The following is an 18054-nucleotide window of genomic DNA, read 5'->3' on the forward strand; positions in this document are numbered from 1 at the left end:
GTCCTTATCGGTTGGTTTCGGGTGGCTGCACATCCTCGGGACGCGCAAGGGGGTGGTGGTTCAACACAAGCTCGCGCATGCGATGATCCAACACATGGGTATAGATCTCGGTGGTTCCCAGATCCGCATGGCCCAGAAGTGTCTGAATGGCACGCAGATCGGCGCCCCCCTCCAGCAGATGGGTGGCGAAGGCATGGCGCAGCACATGCGGCGTCACACGCGACGGATCGACGCCCGCCGCGATGGCGATGTCGTTCAGCAACCTGCCAAAGCTTTGGCGCGGCATATGTCCCGCCCGTCCCGGCGCCGGAAACAGCCAACGCCCGGCGCTGCCCGCGATCAGACGGCCAAGCGGGCTTTTGTCATGGGCATTGTCGCGGCAGATCAGCCAGTCCGACAGTGCCCGCCGCGCGGGATCGGTCAGCGGAACCATCCGTTCCTTGCCGCCCTTGCCGCGGATCAACAGCATCTGCGGATCGCCCCGGCAGCTTGCGACCGGCAGCGACACCAGCTCGCTGACCCGCATGCCGGTAGCGTAAAGCAGTTCGATCAGGCAGGCATTGCGCTTGCGGTCGGATTCGGTGCGCCCCAGATCGGGGGCGGCGGTCAGCATCGCCTCGACCTCGTCGCGCGACAGGGTCTTGGGCAGGCGCTTGGCGCGACCCGGACCGGCGATGCGGATGGCGGGATCATCCTCGCGCCAGCCCTCTTCCAGCGCAAAGCGGGTGAATTGCCGGACCGACGACAGGCGCCGGGCACGTGTCGCCCGCGACAATCCCAGCGCGTCGCAATGGGCCAGATAATCCTCGATGATCTCGCGGGTCAGATCGGGCAGTGTAAGCCCATGATCGGCCAGCCATTCCGATAGGTCGCGCAGGTCGCGGCCATACGCCAGCACGGTGTTCTGCGCCGCTCCGGATTCGGCGGCCTGGGCATCCAGAAAGGCCAGAATGGCGCGGTGATCGGCGTGGCTCATCCCGGAAACTCGGCCATGTCGGGCAGCAGTGTCAGCTGCGCGGCAGCCAGATCGGCGTCGTCGGTCAGACCCAGCGCCCGCAGGGTGGCCAAGCCGCGCCCGGCCCGCGCAAGGTCGCCATCGATCCCGGCATCCACATCGGCCATGGCGGCCAACAGCGCCTCGCCCTTCAGCGTGATGTCATCCGCGGCCCCGGCGATCAGCGCCGGATCGGTCTGGCCGATGGGTTCCAGGCCGCGCCATTGCCGCAGCCAGGACCGGATCTGCGCGGCATCCTGATCGGTGGTTTCGGGCAGATCGCCCGCCACCATCGCGGCCAGCAGATCGGCCATGTTCGCGCGTTTGAATTCGGCAAAGGCGCGGGGCAGGGCCTGCGCGATATCGCCCGCTTCGATGGCCGATTCCAGCATCCGCATCGCGCCCGCGCGTTCCCAGACCCCGCCCGAGGCCGCGGGTTTCTGTTCGCCATACACCTCGCGCAGGCGGGCCGGGTCAATCGCGCCCGCGCGGGCCAGCCGTTCGGCAGCCTCCAGCCGGGCCTTCCAGCCATTGTTGCTGCGCAGGTCGGAATTGGCAAAGGCGACGGGCAGGGGCTGCGTCGGCAAGGGCTGTCCGATCGCCTCGTGGATACGAAATTCCAGCGGGGTCAGGCGGTCGGCGGGTTCCAGAATGTCGCTGTGATCGACAAAGGCGTCGTCCAGAAAATGCGTCAGCAACAGCGCCTGATCCTGATCGATCAGCGCAAGCTGTTCGGCCCCGCGCAGGCTGATCGCGGCGGCGACCCAATCGCCCGATTTCGCAAGGCAGAAGATCCGCGCCGAAAAGCTGGGCGCGATACCGGGCGTGTTGTCCATGAATCCGCAGGCGCGGGATTCGTCGCCCTGCAACAGCGCGATGTCGAACAGTCGCCGAAAGACGGCCGGATTGCCTGGGCCCGCCGTGATCAGCAGCGCCTGCGCCTGTTCCAGTGCGCCCATGTCCAGCAGCCGGTCGGCACGGGCCAGAAACAGCTTGCCCTGATGGCTGCCTGCATCGGCGGGGGGCGACAATTGCGCCACCGCGACCCGGCGCAGCAGGGCGTTCATCGACGGCAGGCGCGCGGGCGTATCGGTCAGCAGCGCCGCCAGCGTCAGGGCATCGCTGCCGGCCCACAGATCGCGGGGCAGGCCTGCGCTGCGGGCGCTGATGGTGCCGGTTGCGTCCGGGTTGCCGCCGTCCAGACGGCTGACCTCGACCTCGCCGACATCGCCGCTTTTGGCGACGGGCAGGGAATTTCCGCCGCCCGGAAAGCGTGGCGGCGGACGATCCCCGGGCCGCCATGCCGAGCTTTCGCGCGCGGGCCCGACGCTGCCTGACAGCCAGTCGCTGGCCGACAGGGGCGGTTCGGCGCGGACCGGGATCGCGGCGCCGACGGCCAGTGCCGCGGCGAACAGAACCCCGGTTGCGCCTGTTCGGTGATCAGCCACCCGTGCCCTCCGCAGCGATGGGCTGGCGGACTTCCTGCCGTTTGGGGTCCATGTCCCCGAAATATGCATATCCGACCAGACCGATCACGGCTGCCAGAATCAGCACTACCAAAACCTTCAAAAGCCGCATCGATCTCTGCCCTTGCCTTGCCTTGTCTGCGTGTTTTCCCGGTCTTTTGCCGGTTCGGCCCGAATATATATGGCAATTCCGGAAAGATCACGCCATTCAGTGATCCCGCAACGCGTTTGTTGAAGCTGACAGAGGGGCCATGAGGCGGCATATCGTATTGATCGGCATGATGGGCGCGGGCAAGACCGCGCTGGGAACCGAACTGGCCCGTCGCCTGCGGGTTCCCTTTACCGATTCCGATGCCGAGATCGAGACCGCGGCCGCCATGTCGATCACCGAAATCTTCGCCCGCGATGGCGAAGGGTTTTTCCGGGACCGCGAAACCCAGATCCTGTCGCGGATCCTGTCGGGGCCGCCGGGCGTGCTGTCCACGGGGGGCGGGGCCTGGATCCAGCCCGCGAATCGCTCGTTGATTTCCACGCATGGCGTGTCGGTCTGGCTGAATTGCGATCTGGATACGCTGTGGCACCGTGTCCGTCAGCGCAATACCCGGCCCCTGCTGAAGACGCCCGATCCCAAAGGGACGCTGGCCCGGCTGATCGAGGAACGCTATCCGATCTATGGCATGGCCGATCTGGTGCTGGAGTCGCGCCCGGAAGATTCGGTCGATGCCGCGACAAGCCGCTTGCTTGATCTGATCCACACCCAAAGACCCGACCTTCTGGAGGCCTGATGACCGACGCCGTGACCGTTCATGTCCCGCTTGGGGCGCGCGCCTATGATGTCCGGATCGGGCCGGGTCTGATCGACGCCGCAAGCGGTGAGATCGCGCCGCTGCTGGCGCGCGGGCGGGTGACGATCGTCACCGACGACACCGTTGCCGGGTTGCATCTGCAACGGCTACAGGACGGGTTGCGGGCCGCCGGAATCGACAGCGCGGCGCTGCAACTGCCGGCGGGTGAGGCCACGAAAAGCTGGCCGCAGCTGACGCGGGTGGTCGAATGGCTTCTGGAACAGAAGGTCGAACGTCGCGACGTCGTTCTGGCCTTCGGGGGCGGGGTGATCGGCGATCTGGTCGGCTTTGCCGCCGCGATCCTGCGCCGGGGCGTGCGGTTCGTGCAGATCCCGACGACGCTGCTGGCGCAGGTCGACAGTAGCGTGGGCGGCAAGACGGGGATCAACTCGGTCCATGGCAAGAACCTGATCGGCGCGTTTCATCAGCCGTCGCTGGTCTTGGCCGATATCGGCGTGTTGGACAGCCTTGGCCCGCGCGATTTCCTTGCCGGATATGGCGAGGTGGCGAAATACGGGCTTCTGGGTGATGGCGCGTTCTTTGCCTGGCTTGAAGACAATGCCCCGAAACTGCGCGACGATCTGGCGCTGCGTCAGCAGGCAATCGCACATTCGGTTGCGATGAAGGCCGGGATCGTCACCCGAGATGAGACGGAACAGGGCGAGCGGGCGTTGCTGAATCTGGGCCATACCTTCGGCCACGCGCTGGAGGCGGCGACGGGCTATTCCGACCGGCTTCTGCATGGCGAGGGCGTGGCGATCGGCTGTGCGCTGGCCTTCGATCTGTCGGCGCGGATGGGGCTGTGTCCGCAAGAGACGCCCAGCCGTGTTCTGGCGCATCTGCGGGCGATGGGCATGCCCGCGCGGCTTGGCGACATACCGGGCGATCTGCCTGACGATCAGGCGCTGATCGCGCTGATGGGGCAGGACAAGAAGGTGGTGGACGGCCGCCTGCGCTTTGTTCTGGCGCGCGATATTGGCGAGGCCTTTGTCTGTGACGATGTGCCCGCGGATCTTCTGGCGGCCGTGTTGCGCGACGCCCGCGACTGACGGCCTGGATCTTCGGGGCGGGGTTTTCCGTCCCGGCGCGGGGAAGCCGCCCGTCCCCCATCGAGGGGGCCGGGCGGCTGGCTGGCGGTGCCAGCCGGTCCCGGCCCGTGCCGTCGGATTGCCGATCAGGCGGCGGCCTGTGCCAGCATCTGTTCGACCATCTCATCGGCGATCCGGGTCGTGTCGCGCAGCCTGGCCTGGGTCAGCATCTGCGCCACGCGTTCGGCGATCTGATCCAGCCGGGTGCGCCGCCATGCGTCGTCCTGACCGTGGATTTCGCTGGCGACGCTGATGATGCCGCCGGCATTGACCACGTAGTCCGGCAGGTAGGTGATGCCGCGTTCCCGCAGCAGGCTGCCGACCGCGGGCGTCGCAAGCTGGTTATTCGCCGCACCGCAGACCAGTCGCGCCGACAGATGTGGGACGTTGTCCTGCGTCAGCACGCCACCCAGCGCACATGGCGCGAAGATGTCGATCTGCGGCTGGAAGATCTGATCCGTGGGGCAGGCGGCAGCGTGCAATTCGTCGCAGGCCTGCTGAACGGCGGCTTGATTGATGTCCGACACGATCAACTGCGCCCCTGCCTGATGCAGCTTCTGCGCCAGCGACATGCCGACGTGACCCAGCCCCTGCACCAGAACCCGGCGACCGGTCAGATCGGCGTCGCCGAACACATGCCCGGCGCCCACGCGCAGGCAGCGGAACACCCCTTCGGCCGTCCAGGGCGACGGATCGCCCGAGCCTTCCGACAGCCCGACCGCATAACGCGTTTCCTGCGCGGCATGGGCCATGTCCTGCGGCGAGATGCCGACATCCTCGGCGGTGTAATAGCTGCCCTTCAGCGCATCGACGGCGCGACCGAAGGCGCGCATCATCCCGGGCGTCTTGTCGCGACGCGCATCACCGATGATCACCGATTTTCCGCCGCCAAGACCCAGCCCGGCCATCGCATTCTTGTACGTCATGCCGCGCGCAAGGCGGGTCACGTCCGCGATGGCGGCATCCTCGTCAGGATAGGCCCACATGCGGCAGCCCCCCGCCGCCGGACCCAGCACCGTCGAATGCAGGCAGATCAGCGCGATCAGCCCGTGTTCGGGATCTGCGGCGCGGACCAGTCGCTCGAAGCCTTCGGGCGGGGTCAGATCGGTGATGGTCAGGGTCATGGCAGGCTCCTCCGGATCGTGATGCGCGTGCTGTGGCGCGGAATTCCGGATGCAGAAACCCCGCCTTTCGCCGTCACGCAAGCGCAGGTTTTTTCGCAAACTGACGACCGCCCCGGCGGAATTTGCGATGCGCGACACCGACGCCCCGCGCAATATTCTGAAGCGGGGATGGTCATGCGAAAGGGGCGGCCCATCGGACCGCCCCTTCGTGATTCGCCGTGCCGATGCGATCAGAACGGGATTTCGTCGTCGTAATCGCTGCGACCGCCACCCGAGGGGGCGCCGCCGCCCGAACCGCCGCCGCGGTAATCGTCATAGCCGCCACCCGAGCCGCCGCCATAGCCGCCGCTGTCACGACCGCCACCGCCGCCGGGCGCGCCTTCGCCGCGGCCATCCAGCATCTGCAGCGTGCCGCCGAAGCCCCGCAGAACGACTTCGGTGCTATAGCGGTCCTGACCGGACTGATCCTGCCATTTACGGGTTTCCAGCTGACCCTCGACATAGACCTTGCTGCCCTTTTTCAAGAAGCGCTCGACCACGTTGACCAGCCCTTCCGACATGATCGCGACCGAATGCCATTCGGTCTTTTCGCGACGCTCGCCCGTGTTGCGGTCTTTCCACTGTTCAGAGGTCGCGATGCGCAGGTTGGCGACCTTGCCGCCGTTCTGGAACGTGCGGATCTCGGGGTCGCGGCCCAGATTGCCGATCAGAATGACCTTGTTGACGCTGCCTGCCATGATGCTTTCCCGGTTCCTTGTATGATCCCGTCCGTCTATCCCAGCCGTGGCAGATGCTGCAAGCAATTCGCGTGGTCCCGGTCGGGGGCGGATTGGGCAAGAAACCGCCGACGACATTCATCCTTTGATCAGGGTCGCGGCAGCTTTGCTGGCGGGAAGGGTTTTTTTCTGTATAGTGGCAAAAAAACGACAGGATCCGAGGGCAGAGTGATGAGTGTCATGTCTCTCATGAAGGTCGCGATTTGTGGCGCGGTCATCGTCGCAACGGCGGCGCCGGTTTCGGCGCAGGGGCTGCGACTGTCGGGAAGTTCATCGAAATCGCGGGCCGAGCAATTCGCACGGCAGACCCGTCTGATGGATTCGCGACTGGCGACGCAGTATCAGCAATCGGCACGGTTACAGCCCAACGGCGCCAATCGCAGCATCGTCGATATCGAATTGTCGCCGAATATCCCCGCCTATCGCGGGCGCAGCAGTCAATACACTTCGCATGCCCGCGCCGCCGCGCGCAAACATGGCATCCCCGAGGATCTGTTTCTGCGGCTGGTTCAGCAGGAATCCGGCTGGAACCCGCGGGCGAAGTCGCACAAGGGCGCGATGGGTCTGGCGCAGCTGATGCCGGGGACGGCGGCCAAGCTGGGGGTCAATCCGAACGACCCGATCGACAATCTGAACGGCGGGGCGCGTTATCTGCGGATGATGTATAACCAGTTCGGCAACTGGAAGCTGGCACTGGCCGCCTATAATGCCGGGCCGGGCGCGGTCACGAAATATGGGGGCATTCCGCCCTATCGTGAAACCCGCAACTATGTCCGGATCATCGCGGGCAGCTGATCAATCGGGGTGGGGCCGTGGTTGCGCCACGCCCATTCTTTTCTGCACGTCGGCCGGGATCTGATAGATCCGGATCACGCGCGGCCAGTCGCGCAGGCCGCTGCTTTCGCGCATCACCATGAATTCCCACGCAATGCGGGCGGCCCTGTCCAGGGATTGTGCGCGGTTTTCGGTATCTGACGCCGAAAGATCAGCAAGGGCGCGTTCCAGCTTGCGTCCGGCCCCGCCAAGGGCCGAGGCTCGCTCGGCCTGAATTTCCTGTTCCAGAAGGTCAGGGTCCGCCTGTTTGCGGGCGGTTTTCCAATCCAGACGCAGCAGGAAATCCGACATGGCGACCTTTCATCAGGCAACGCCATCAGCCTAGCGGGTGGGCGCAGGATCGCAACCCCGCGCCCGCGAAAGGGCCTAGACCTCTTCGATGCGCAGTTCGACCGGCTCGCCGACCAGAACGCCGGTCTTGGGCAGCGCCTCGACGGCATAGTCGATGGCATCTGGCGTCGTGCGGTGGGTCACGACCAGCACCGGCACGCTGGTGTCGCTGTGCTGACCATATTGGCGCATCCGGTCGATCGAGATGCCGGCATCGCCCAGAACCGAGGCGACCTTGGCCAGCGCACCCGGTTTGTCCTGCAGTTCCAGACGCATGTAATAGGCGGCGGGAACGGCGGTGCGGGCGGCTTTTGCCGGGGTCAGGGTGCCTGCGGGCTGACCGAACATCGGCAGGCGCACGCCACGCGCGACATCCACGATATCCGAGATGACGGCGCTGGCGGTCGGGCCTTCACCCGCGCCTGCACCGCGCAGGACGATCTGGCCGACGCTGTCGCCTTCGACCACCACCATGTTGGTGCCGCCGGCCAACTGACCCAGCGGGCTGTCGGCCGGGACCAGACAGGGCGACATGCGCTGTTCAAGACCGCGCGCGGTCATCTGGGCAACGCCAAGCAGCTTGATGCGATACCCCATATCGGCGGCGCGGCGGATATCGTCGATGCTGACACGCTCGATCCCCTCGATCTCGACCGCGTTGAAATTGACCTGCGTGCCGAAGGCGATCGAGGACAGGATCGCCAGCTTGTGGCTGGCGTCGATGCCGCCCACGTCAAGCGTTGGATCGGCCTCCAGATAGCCCAGCTGGCGGGCCTCTTCGAAGACGGCCTCGTAGGGCAGGCCCGCGCTTTCCATGCGGGTCAGGATATAGTTGCAGGTGCCGTTCATCACGCCCATGACGCGGTTGACGGAATTGCCTGCCATCGCCTCGGTCATGGCCTTGATGATCGGGATGCCCCCGGCCACGGCGGCCTCGAAGCGGATCAGCCGGCCAAGCGATTCCGACAGTTCGGCCAGTTCCTGGCCGTGGGTCGCCAGCAGCGCCTTGTTGGCGGTGATGACATCCTTGCCGGACCGCAGCGCGGCTTCGATGCTGTCTTTCGCGATGCCGCTGTCGCCGCCGATCAGTTCGACATAGACATCGACATCATCGGCGGTGGCGACGGCCATCGGATCGCTTTCCCAGCGATAGGACGACAGATCCGCGTCGCGGTTCTTTCGCTGATCGCGGGCGCTGACGGCGGTAATGGTAATCTCACGTCCCGAACGCTTGCCCAAAAGATCTGCATGTTTCTGAACGATCTTGACGACACCGATCCCAACGGTGCCGAGCCCGGCGATGCCGAGGCGCAAGGGGGACGACATGATAGCCTCTTACCTGTTTTCAAGTTCGCGGGTGTTAGCGCGCCATGCGCCGTGATGCAACGATCAAGCGCCCGGAACCTGCCGCAAGGTCAGATCCAGCGCCGCGTGCGTGACCGATAGGTCGCGAACTGCACGGGAAACAGGCGCTGCAGCGCGGCCTCTTCCTTGCGGATAAAGCGGCGGTGGATCACGGCGGCAAAGACCGGCACCAGCAGCAGGCCCAGGGGTGTCGACCAGACCAGCGCCGCCCCCAGAAGGATCATCGCATCGCCCAGATAGATCGGGTTGCGCGACAGGGCAAAGACGCCATCGGTCACAAGGCTGCGGGGCTGGCCATGCGGATCGACCGTGGTGCGGTGCCGCCACATCCGCAGCGCGGCCAGCAGCATCAGGACCAGCCCGGCCGCAATTGACAGCCAGCCGGGCAGGGCCAGCCATGTCGGCCCATGCGGCCAGATCCGCCCCAGCGCCCAGGCGATGCCCAGAAACCCGATCAGCCAGACCGGCGGATAATCGGCGGTCAGTCGCATCGCCTAGTCATCATCATGGCCCGCCCATTCGCCGTCGATCCCGGTCGCCCGCATGATCGACACGACGCGCCGCGCGATGCGCAGCGTGTCGGCATGGATCTGCAACACATCCTCGGCCGACAGGTCGTCGGGAAACCGTTCGCCGCGGGTGTTGATGAAGGTCGGGTGCCAATAGCCCGGCTGCGCGCCCGGCCGCCACGAGGCATGGCACAGAAGGTTTCGTTTCAGCCGCAGCTCGCCCAGAATGTCATACAGCACGTCGCGGTCCCCGATCCGGGCATGGCGCATCGCCGCGCCGAAACTGTCGATCAGCGTCCCAAGACTGTCATCGGCGATGTCTTCCATCCGCCGCAGCCATTTTTCCAGCGCGGCATCATCGGCATCTTCGCCCAGGCCCTGCCGTGTCAGCGAAAAGATCGCGCGTTTCAGCGCCTCTTCCAGAAAGCCGAAGCCAGACACCGCATGGCCCAGCGCGGCGGCCATTTCATCAGACAGGCGGTCGGGGGCACGGGGAAGGGGCATGATCACTCGGTCCACAGATCCTTGACCCAGGGCGTCGGGCGCAAATAGTGGCGCATGTGCTTCACGAAGCTTTCCTTGCGCCGCCCCGCAAGCCCGGCCCGCAGATGTTCCAGCGGGCTTTGATGCGTCAGCGTCGCGTCCCAGCGACCGGCCAGCGCATCGGGCGGGTTCAGCCCGCCCGCAAAGATCACGATCCGCGCCTTTGGCGGAATGCGTGGTTCGCGGAAATAGTTCAGCGGGAAATTCGGCACGCAATGCATCCGGAAATGCGCCATCCAGGCGCGTGGCCAGAACTTGACTCCGCCGGGGGCGTTGCGGGTCACGAAGCGCTGCTCGAAGCGGTATTTGTCCGCCGCTGCCTGCGGATCGGCCTTGAAGATATCCTGCAGCGCGGCCAGCCTGCCCACCTTCATCCGGTAGACCGAGGTCTGACCCATCTTTTCCAGCGGCGTGTTCGGGTTCAGGCCAAGGATCGTGTCCTCGGGATCGCCATAGTCGAAGAATTCGTCCAGCGATCCGGTGATGATGACGTCCAGATCCAGAAACAGCACGGTGCCCGTCACATCCCCCAGATCGCCCCACAGGCGCGATTTGGGCCATTTGCCGAAGGTGCGCTTGGGCGGTTCGTAGTCGAAAACGGGCAGGGGCCGCGCCGCGATGTCGGGATGCAACGCGCTGTCGTCATCGGTAAAGCAATACAGGCGAAAGGGCGGGGTGACGTTCCGCGCGATCATCGCATACAGGCGATTGACATATTCGGGGCCATATTTCGCACCCCATTTGATGCAGATGAACTGCTTGACCGATCCGTTGCGTCCGTCGCTCATGAGACCTCCTGATCTGACCGATAGGTTCCACAGCGGGCGGCCAAGGGCAAGCGCAAGCGCCGCCCGGACCGAAGGCCCGGACGGCGGGGGATCAGGCCTGACGCGCCTCGCGGATCAGCTTCAGGATATCCGCTGCGGCCGAGGGGATGTTGGTGCCCGGCCCGAAGATCGCCTTGACACCGGCCTTCTGCAGGAACTCGTAATCCTGTTGCGGGATGACGCCGCCGCAGATCACCAGAATGTCGCCCGCGCCCTGCGCCTTCAGCGCCTCGATCAGCTTTGGCGCCAAGGTTTTGTGACCGGCGGCCTGGCTGCTGATGCCCACGACATGCACGTCGTTGTCCACGGCATCCTGCGCGGCCTCTTCCGGGGTCTGGAACAGCGGGCCGACATCGACGTCGAAGCCGATATCGGCAAAGGCTGTCGCGATCACCTTGGCACCGCGATCATGGCCGTCCTGACCCATCTTGACGACCAGCATCCGAGGACGGCGGCCTTCCTCCTCGGCGAAGGTTTCGACATCCTTCTGGATCTGGGCAAAGCCCTCGTCGCCTTCGTAGGCCGCGCCATAGACGCCGGCCAGCGTCTTGACCTCGGCGCGGTGACGCCCGAATTCCTTTTCCATCGCCATGCTGATCTCCCCTACGGTTGCGCGGGCGCGGGCGGCCTCGACGGCGGCGGCCAGCAGGTTGCCGCCCTGCGTGGCGCGGCGGGCAAGTTCGTCCAGCGCCGCCTGACAGGCGGCCTCGTCGCGGGTGGCGCGGATGTTTTCAAGCCGCGCGATCTGGCTGGCGCGAACCTTGACGTTGTCCACGTCCAGAATGTCGATCGGGTCCTCCTTGTCCTTGCGGTACTTGTTGACGCCGACGATCACATCCTCGCCCCGGTCGATCAGGGCCTGACGACGGGCCGCCGTCTCCTCGATCCGCAGCTTGGGCATGCCCGAGGCGACGGCCTTGGTCATGCCGCCCATCTCCTCGACCTCTTCGATCAAGGCCCATGCCTTTTCGGCCAGCTCGGCGGTCAGGCTTTCGATGTAATAGCTGCCCGCCAGCGGATCGACGACATTGGTGATGCCGGTTTCCTCTTGCAGGATCAGCTGCGTGTTCCGCGCGATGCGGGCGCTGAAATCGGTGGGCAGCGCGATGGCTTCGTCCAGCGCGTTGGTGTGCAGCGACTGCGTGCCGCCAAGGGCCGCCGACATCGCCTCATAGGCCGTGCGGATGACGTTGTTGTAGGGGTCCTGTTCCTGCAACGACACACCCGAGGTCTGGCAGTGGGTGCGCAGCATCTTGGACCCCGGCTTCTTCGCGCCGAATTCATCCATGATGCGGTGCCACAGCAGACGCGCGGCGCGCAGCTTGGCGATCTCCATGAAGAAGTTCATGCCGATGGCGAAGAAGAAGGACAGCCGTCCCGCAAAGGCATCGACATCCATGCCCGCCGCGATGGCCGCGCGGACGTATTCGCGCCCGTCGGCCAGCGTATAGGCCAGTTCCTGCACCAGGTTCGCCCCGGCCTCTTGCATGTGATAGCCGGAAATCGAGATGCTGTTGAAGCGCGGCATCTCGGAACTGGTGAACTCGATGATGTCGGAAATGATCCGCATCGAAGGTTCTGGCGGATAGATATAGGTGTTCCGCACCATGAACTCTTTCAGGATGTCGTTCTGGATGGTGCCGGACAGGACCGATTTGTCGTGGCCCTGTTCCTCGCCCGCGACGATGAAATTCGCAAGAATCGGGATGACGGCGCCGTTCATGGTCATGCTGACGCTGACCTTGTCCAGCGGGATGCCGTCGAACAGGATCTTCATGTCCTCGACGCTGTCGATGGCGACACCCGCCTTGCCGACATCGCCCTCGACCCGCGGATGGTCGCTGTCATAGCCGCGATGGGTGGCCAGGTCGAAGGCCACCGACACGCCCTGCTGACCCGCAGCAAGGTTGCGGCGATAGAAGGCGTTCGATTCCTCGGCCGTGGAAAAGCCCGCATACTGCCGGATCGTCCAGGGGCGGCCCGCATACATCGTGGCGCGCGGCCCCCGCGTGAAGGGCGCGATGCCCGGCAGGCTGTTCATGTGATCCAGCCCGTCGGTATCGGCCTGCGTGTAAAGCGGCTTGACCGGAATTCCCTCCAGCGTGTCCCAGGTCAGGCTGTCGGGATCGCGGCCCTTCAGCTCTTTCTCGGCCAGTGCGCGCCAGTCCTCCAATGTCGGTTTTGTCATGATCCGTCCTTTCCCGCAGGCTGTCCGATCCTATATTCTGAACAGGATGAGGTGCCGATGAAGTTGAATTTCCTGATCTTTGCGATGGCGCTGGCCGCGATGGGGCCTGCGCGCGACGGGCCGGTGCCCGATATGGATGCCGAAACCCGGCAGGCCGCCCAGCCGCGCAGCCCCGAGGAACTGGCCCAGCCAGCCGCCCCCACACGGGATCGGCCGGATCTGGTGGAATATGCCGCGGATGAGGTCGCGCCGCAGGATTTCCGCTGGAACGCGCGACCGGTGGTGGTGTTTTCCGACACGCCCGAGGATCCGGCATTTCGCGAACAATTGCAGGCGTTGCGGGCGCAGCCGCGCATGTTGACCGATCGCGATGTCGTCGTGATCACCGATGCCGATCCCGATGCCGACAGCGTCTGGCGACAACAGCTGCATCCGCGCGGGTTTTCGCTGGTGGTTCTGGACAAGGACGGGCAGGTCAAGCTGCGCAAGCCCTTCCCTTGGGACGTGCGCGAAATCAGCCGTGCCATCGACAAGTTCCCGCTGCGGCGGCAAGAGATCGGGCGATCCTCGCTTGGCCGGTAAGGGCGGGGGAACCGGGCGGCCCGGTCGCGGTTTTTGTTGCGAAAATGGCCGCGCGACCCTATCTTTGGTGCAGGGCCACAGGTTTCGCGGCCCGCAGCGATGAAAGGTGATGACATGGCCAACCAGTCCGCACTGCGCCAGATCGAACTGCCCGAAGCGGGGCAGGGCGATGTTTCGACGCCGCGCGATGCCCGGCAATTGTCCACCGACGAATTGGTCCGGGACCTGCTGAAAGCCAGCAATTCCAACGAGATCGCAGCCGTGATCGGTTTGCCGCCCATCAAGGGGATCTCCGGTCCGAAGGTGTTTTACTGACCGACCCGGACGCATCCGCGATCCGCATATCCTCGTCTTGCTGCGTTGCGGCATCGGGGGTTTCGGCGTCCTGACGCGCCAAGGCCTTGAACAGGGCATCGACCGCCGCGCGACCGCCTGTCAGGCTTGCCCCCAGAACCAGCATGGCAAGATTTCCGGCCTGACGGGTTTCGTCTGTCAGGCTTAGATAATCCTCCAGCATGTCGCCCGCGCGATTGGGATGATCCTTGGCGCTGCTGCGGATATCCTGCGCCAGCGCGACCCGGACCGCGATCAGCCGGTAATAGCGCACGACCGGGTCGATCACGTTCTGGGGCAGGATATGAACCTGTTCCACCACCGCGCGGAAAATCCGGTCATTCGCATCATGGGGCAGGATCGGCACGTGCTGCTCCGCCAACAGACGCTGGCGCAGCGCGATGCTGGCGGCGGTGTTGTCCTCGGACCGTTGCTGTTCAAGGGCCGCGACATGGGCACGGATCTCGGCCAGCAGGGCGCGCTGGATGTCGTTGACCTGTTCTTGCCGCAGGATACGGTCACGCCGCCGCGACAGCGCATGGGTCCAGAACCAGCCGGCGGCCACGACCCCACCCCCGACAATCGCGGTGACAAGCGCCGCCGCGACGCGTTCGTTCCACAACAGAAGCTGCCACTCGGTCACGCGCGCCCTCCCGATGTGATGGAACCGAAAGTCCTGCGCATGCGTAGCCTTGTAGGACAGGAGGTGACGATGCTGACCCGATTGACCGCAATGATCTGCGCCGCGTTCCCCGCCCTTGCCCATGCGGACAGGGCAGGTGCGCCGATTCCGACCGATGCGCAACCGATCCAGCGCGATACGCTGGATTTGCTGCGTTGGCAGGCGCGGCCGGTCGTGGTTCTGGGGCAGGGGGCGGCCACGGCGGCGCAACTGACCGCGTTGCAGGGGCGGATGGATGACCTGGCCGAGCGCGACGTGGTTCTGCTGACCGATGGTCCGGGTGCCAAGGCCTTGCGCGACACCCTGGGCGACGGTTTCGCGGTTCTGCTGATCGGCAAGGATGGCGGGGTCAAGCTGCAACGCCAGACCCCGGTCGATCCCGATGAGATCATCGGGCTGATCGACACCATGCCCATGCGCCAGCGCGAAGCGCGCGAGGATTGACCTCGCGCAAGGTCGCGCAGGACGGCAGGGGCAGGGTGCGGGCTCACTCGAACTCCATGATCACGTCATCGACCTTCAGGCTTTCACCGGCCTCGGCATTGACCGCCTTGACCTTGCCCTTCTTTTCGGCCCGCAGGATGTTTTCCATCTTCATCGCCTCGACCGTGGCCAGCGCCTGACCTTCCTGCACCTCATCGCCCACGGCCACGTTGATCTTCACGACAAGGCCCGGCATCGGGCACAGCAGCAGCTTGGACGTATCGGCGGCTTCTTTCACGGGCATCAGTTTCGACAGCTCCGCAGCACGGGGGCGGCGGACATGCACCTTCAGATCGGCGCCGCGGGTCCGCAGGCGATACCCGGCGGCGATCTTGTCGACCTTCATCACCAGCCCGGCACCATCGACCGTCAGCCGCGCCAGCGACTGACCGGGACGCCAGTCGCTTTCGACGCGCAGATCGCGGCCTGCGGCGTGAACGGTCGCGCCTTCGCGATCGGCCTGAATGCGCACCGGAACCTCGTGATCGCCGGCGAAGACGACCCAGTTCTCGCCGACATGGCGTTCGTGATTGTCCAGTCGCCCGCTGATCCGACTGCGCCGGATTTCGGCCACGCGATGCATCGCGGCGGCGGCGGCGGCGATGCGGGTCAGTTCGGTTTCGTCAGGCGTGACGCCTGTGAAACCGTCAGGATATTCCTCAGCGATGAAGGCAGTGGTCATGTCGCCCGACACGAATTTCGGGTGGTCCATGACCGCCGACAGGAAGGGCAGGTTATGGCCGATCCCCTCGACCTCGAATTCATCCAGCGCGACGCGCATCGCCTCGATCGCCTCGCCACGCGACGGCGCCCAGGTGCAGAGTTTGGCGATCATCGGGTCGTAGAACATGCTGATTTCGCCGCCATCATAGACGCCGGTATCGTTGCGCACCGCGACGGGGCTGTCGCCATCCTCGCTGTCATTCACCCAATTGCCGGCGGCTTTCAGCGGGCCGGCGGCGATTTCAGCGGGCGGGCTATAGCGGGTCAGCCGCCCGATTGAGGGCAGGAAGCCGCGATAGGGGTCTTCGGCATAAAGACGGCTTTCCATGGCCCAGCCATTGATCGTCAGATCGGATTGCGCGAAGGGCAGCTTCTGTCCATCGGCCACGCGGATCATCTGTTCGACCAGATCGACGCCGGTGATCAGTTCCGTCACCGGATGTTCCACCTGCAGGCGGGTGTTCATTTCGAGGAAATAGAAATTCCGGTCGCCATCGACGATGAATTCGACGGTGCCCGCGCTGGTATAGTTCACCGCCTTGGCCAGTGCCACCGCCTGTTCGCCCATGGCCTTGCGGGTGGCTTCGTCCAGGAAGGGCGAGGGGGCTTCCTCGATCACCTTCTGGTTCCGCCGCTGGATCGAGCATTCGCGTTCATGCAGATAGACCGCATTGCCATGCTGGTCGGCCAGAACCTGAATTTCGATATGGCGCGGCTGGGTGACGAATTTCTCGATGAAGATGCGGTCGTCGCCAAAGCTGTTGGCGGCCTCGTTCTTCGAGGATTCGAAACCCTCGCGGGCCTCTTCCTCATTCCAGGCGATGCGCATGCCCTTGCCGCCGCCGCCGGCACTGGCCTTGATCATCACGGGATAGCCGATCTCGCCCGAGATCTTCACCGCCTCATCGGCATCGGCGATCAGGCCCATATAGCCCGGCACCGTGCTGACCCCGGCTTCCTGCGCCAGTTTCTTCGAGGTGATCTTGTCGCCCATCGCCTCGATCGCCGAGGCGGGCGGGCCAATGAAGGCGACGCCCGCAGCCTCCAGCGCTTCGGCGAATTTGCGGTTCTCGGACAGGAAGCCATAGCCGGGATGCACGGCCTCGGCGCCGGTCTGGCGGATTGCCTCCATGATCTTGTCGATCACGATATAGGATTGATTGGCCGGGGGCGGGCCGATGTGAACGGCCTCATCGGCCATCTTCACATGCAAGGCGTTGCGATCGGCGTCGGAATAGACCGCGACCGTCTGGATCCCCATCTTGCGGGCGGTCTTGATGACGCGGCAGGCGATCTCGCCCCGGTTGGCGATCAGGATTTTCTTGAACATGGGCCCTCCCGGCCGGCAGGCATGAAAAAACCGCCCGAGGCCGACAGGCCCCGGACGGTTTCGGAAACGAGGTCGCGCGGATCGCGCGACCGGATCAGTCGATCACTGGCACAGGCGAACGTCGTCGCACAGCGCACCACCGGCCGCGCCGATCGCAGCGGCCTTGTAGATGTCGCTTTCCTTGCGGTCGCCGACAGCAGCGATGGTTGCGCCCGCAGCGGCGCCGATGGCCGCGCGGTCGATATCGGTCGGATTGATGTTCTGCGTGCAGCCAGCAACAGCAGTCGCGCCGACCAGCGCGGCAAAGCCGAAGATCTTGAACATGGGTTTATTCCTGAAAAGGGGAAAGGCGGCTTGCCCGGCCGTGCCGGACAGGCCGTCAGACGTTTATTCGCACAGTCGGACGTCGTCGCACAGCGCGCCCCCGGCAGCACCGATGGCTGCCCCGCCAATTGCGCTTTCTCCGGCGAGATCAGCAATGACCGCCCCTGCACCTGCGCCGATAAGGGCGCGGTCGGTGTCGGTCGGGTTGATGTTCTGCGTGCAGCCTGCGACCGCAGCGGCCGAGAGCAGGGCGAAAGTGGCGAGTGTCTTTTGCATGGGCTTAAACCTGTATCGTTCGTTGCGTGACGGGAACGCCCGTCACGCACGATTGGTTCAACGTCCGTGCCGCGATCAGTAGCGGCGCTGGCAGACGCCTGCGTCGTCGCACAGGGCGCCGGCTGCGCCACCCAGGGCCGCGCCGGTTGCGATGTCTTCGTCAAGCGCCTTGGCGATGACGGCGCCTGCAACGGCACCACCAGCTGCGCGCTGTGCGTCCGGCGACAGGCCGGTCGCGGTGCCGTAGCCACCCTGAGCGCAGGCCGACAGACCGGCTGCGATGATTGCGAAGCCAGCAAGGCGAAGAAGCGAGGATTTCTGCATGGTATATTGCCTGTATTTACGTCGCCCGGAATGGACGCATGTGAAGTGTGCCGCGCAACTATTGCAGAACTCACGGAAAGGTCAAACTGACATGGGTGTGAGCCGGAA

Annotated in this window: 21 protein-coding genes; 6 read left to right on the forward strand and 15 right to left on the reverse strand. The window is 65.1% G+C overall.

Going from position 1 to position 18054, the window contains the following annotated elements; genetic code table 11:
• Window positions 1-4 precede the first annotated feature (4 nt).
• Together BMX67_RS05995 and BMX67_RS06000 are read right to left on the reverse strand one after the other, a co-directional pair.
• The gene (locus BMX67_RS05995; protein ID WP_090733274.1) at window positions 5-976 is read right to left on the reverse strand and encodes a site-specific tyrosine recombinase XerD; all 972 of its coding nucleotides are present in this window, start codon (window positions 974-976) and stop codon (window positions 5-7) included.
• Window positions 973-2442 (reverse strand): hypothetical protein, encoded by a 1470-nt coding sequence (locus BMX67_RS06000; protein WP_090733276.1) that lies wholly within the window; start codon window positions 2440-2442, stop codon window positions 973-975. The genes BMX67_RS05995 and BMX67_RS06000 overlap by 4 nt, the downstream gene beginning before the upstream one ends.
• A gap of 269 nt (window positions 2443-2711) precedes the next feature.
• Between BMX67_RS06000 and BMX67_RS06005 the strand changes: the two genes are divergently transcribed.
• Together BMX67_RS06005 and aroB are read left to right on the forward strand one after the other, a co-directional pair.
• Window positions 2712-3245 (forward strand): shikimate kinase, encoded by a 534-nt coding sequence (locus BMX67_RS06005; RefSeq protein WP_090733277.1) that lies wholly within the window; start codon window positions 2712-2714, stop codon window positions 3243-3245.
• Window positions 3242-4354 carry a 3-dehydroquinate synthase gene (gene aroB / locus BMX67_RS06010; protein WP_175479833.1) on the forward strand — a complete coding sequence of 371 codons (1113 nt, stop codon included), beginning with the start codon at window positions 3242-3244 and terminating at the stop codon, window positions 4352-4354. The genes BMX67_RS06005 and aroB overlap by 4 nt, the downstream gene beginning before the upstream one ends.
• Before the next feature lie 125 nt (window positions 4355-4479).
• Here the strand turns inward: aroB and BMX67_RS06015 are convergent, their stop codons facing one another.
• Together BMX67_RS06015 and ssb are read right to left on the reverse strand one after the other, a co-directional pair.
• Window positions 4480-5517 carry a Leu/Phe/Val dehydrogenase gene (locus BMX67_RS06015; RefSeq protein WP_090733280.1) on the reverse strand — a complete coding sequence of 346 codons (1038 nt, stop codon included), beginning with the start codon at window positions 5515-5517 and terminating at the stop codon, window positions 4480-4482.
• 230 nt (window positions 5518-5747) lie between these two features.
• On the reverse strand, window positions 5748-6254 hold the full coding sequence (ssb, locus tag BMX67_RS06020) for a single-stranded DNA-binding protein (RefSeq protein WP_090733282.1): 507 nt from the start codon (window positions 6252-6254) through the stop codon (window positions 5748-5750).
• Window positions 6255-6473: 219 nt separating this feature from the next.
• Between ssb and BMX67_RS06025 the strand changes: the two genes are divergently transcribed.
• Window positions 6474-7088: a lytic transglycosylase domain-containing protein gene (locus tag BMX67_RS06025; RefSeq protein ID WP_411958233.1), complete on the forward strand. Its 615-nt coding sequence runs from the start codon at window positions 6474-6476 to the stop codon at window positions 7086-7088.
• Here the strand turns inward: BMX67_RS06025 and BMX67_RS06030 are convergent, their stop codons facing one another.
• From BMX67_RS06030 to scpA, 6 genes are all read right to left on the reverse strand, one after another.
• Window positions 7089-7418: a DUF6665 family protein gene (locus BMX67_RS06030; protein WP_090733285.1), complete on the reverse strand. Its 330-nt coding sequence runs from the start codon at window positions 7416-7418 to the stop codon at window positions 7089-7091. It abuts the gene before it with no gap.
• A gap of 75 nt (window positions 7419-7493) precedes the next feature.
• Window positions 7494-8783, reverse strand: coding sequence for a homoserine dehydrogenase (locus tag BMX67_RS06035; RefSeq protein WP_090733287.1), 1290 nt, complete (start codon window positions 8781-8783; stop codon window positions 7494-7496).
• 89 nt (window positions 8784-8872) lie between these two features.
• Window positions 8873-9313: a methyltransferase family protein gene (locus BMX67_RS06040; protein ID WP_090733289.1), complete on the reverse strand. Its 441-nt coding sequence runs from the start codon at window positions 9311-9313 to the stop codon at window positions 8873-8875.
• 3 nt (window positions 9314-9316) lie between these two features.
• The gene (locus tag BMX67_RS06045; protein ID WP_090733290.1) at window positions 9317-9835 is read right to left on the reverse strand and encodes a hypothetical protein; all 519 of its coding nucleotides are present in this window, start codon (window positions 9833-9835) and stop codon (window positions 9317-9319) included.
• Window positions 9836-9837: 2 nt separating this feature from the next.
• The gene (locus tag BMX67_RS06050) at window positions 9838-10662 is read right to left on the reverse strand and encodes a glycosyl transferase (protein ID WP_090733292.1); all 825 of its coding nucleotides are present in this window, start codon (window positions 10660-10662) and stop codon (window positions 9838-9840) included.
• 91 nt (window positions 10663-10753) lie between these two features.
• The gene (scpA, locus tag BMX67_RS06055) at window positions 10754-12889 is read right to left on the reverse strand and encodes a methylmalonyl-CoA mutase (RefSeq protein WP_090733293.1); all 2136 of its coding nucleotides are present in this window, start codon (window positions 12887-12889) and stop codon (window positions 10754-10756) included.
• A gap of 57 nt (window positions 12890-12946) precedes the next feature.
• Here scpA and BMX67_RS06060 point away from each other — a divergent pair, with 57 nt between their 5' ends.
• Window positions 12947-13471, forward strand: coding sequence for a DUF4174 domain-containing protein (locus BMX67_RS06060; RefSeq protein WP_090733295.1), 525 nt, complete (start codon window positions 12947-12949; stop codon window positions 13469-13471).
• A 114-nt stretch (window positions 13472-13585) separates the two neighbouring features.
• Window positions 13586-13786, forward strand: coding sequence for a hypothetical protein (locus BMX67_RS06065; RefSeq protein WP_090733297.1), 201 nt, complete (start codon window positions 13586-13588; stop codon window positions 13784-13786).
• Here BMX67_RS06065 and BMX67_RS19530 read toward each other — a convergent pair.
• Complete coding sequence (locus BMX67_RS19530) at window positions 13752-14447, reverse strand: hypothetical protein (RefSeq protein WP_175479825.1); 696 nt, start codon at window positions 14445-14447, stop codon at window positions 13752-13754. The two genes, BMX67_RS06065 and BMX67_RS19530, sit on opposite strands and share 35 nt — an antisense overlap.
• A 69-nt stretch (window positions 14448-14516) precedes the next feature.
• On the opposite strand from BMX67_RS19530, the gene BMX67_RS19535 reads away from it, so the two are divergent.
• Complete coding sequence (locus BMX67_RS19535; protein WP_175479826.1) at window positions 14517-14930, forward strand: DUF4174 domain-containing protein; 414 nt, start codon at window positions 14517-14519, stop codon at window positions 14928-14930.
• A 43-nt stretch (window positions 14931-14973) separates the two neighbouring features.
• On the opposite strand, the gene BMX67_RS06080 is transcribed toward BMX67_RS19535, so the two are convergent.
• From BMX67_RS06080 to BMX67_RS06095, 4 genes are all read right to left on the reverse strand, one after another.
• Window positions 14974-17022 (reverse strand): acetyl-CoA carboxylase biotin carboxylase subunit, encoded by a 2049-nt coding sequence (locus BMX67_RS06080; protein ID WP_090733302.1) that lies wholly within the window; start codon window positions 17020-17022, stop codon window positions 14974-14976.
• A 102-nt stretch (window positions 17023-17124) separates the two neighbouring features.
• Window positions 17125-17346: a hypothetical protein gene (locus tag BMX67_RS06085; protein ID WP_090733303.1), complete on the reverse strand. Its 222-nt coding sequence runs from the start codon at window positions 17344-17346 to the stop codon at window positions 17125-17127.
• Window positions 17347-17409: 63 nt separating this feature from the next.
• Window positions 17410-17622: a hypothetical protein gene (locus BMX67_RS06090; protein WP_090733305.1), complete on the reverse strand. Its 213-nt coding sequence runs from the start codon at window positions 17620-17622 to the stop codon at window positions 17410-17412.
• Window positions 17623-17697: 75 nt separating this feature from the next.
• Window positions 17698-17946 (reverse strand): hypothetical protein, encoded by a 249-nt coding sequence (locus BMX67_RS06095; protein ID WP_090733307.1) that lies wholly within the window; start codon window positions 17944-17946, stop codon window positions 17698-17700.
• Window positions 17947-18054: the final 108 nt, after the last annotated feature.

The organism is Paracoccus homiensis, assembly GCF_900111675.1.
Taxonomy (GTDB): Bacteria; Pseudomonadota; Alphaproteobacteria; order Rhodobacterales; family Rhodobacteraceae; genus Paracoccus; species Paracoccus homiensis.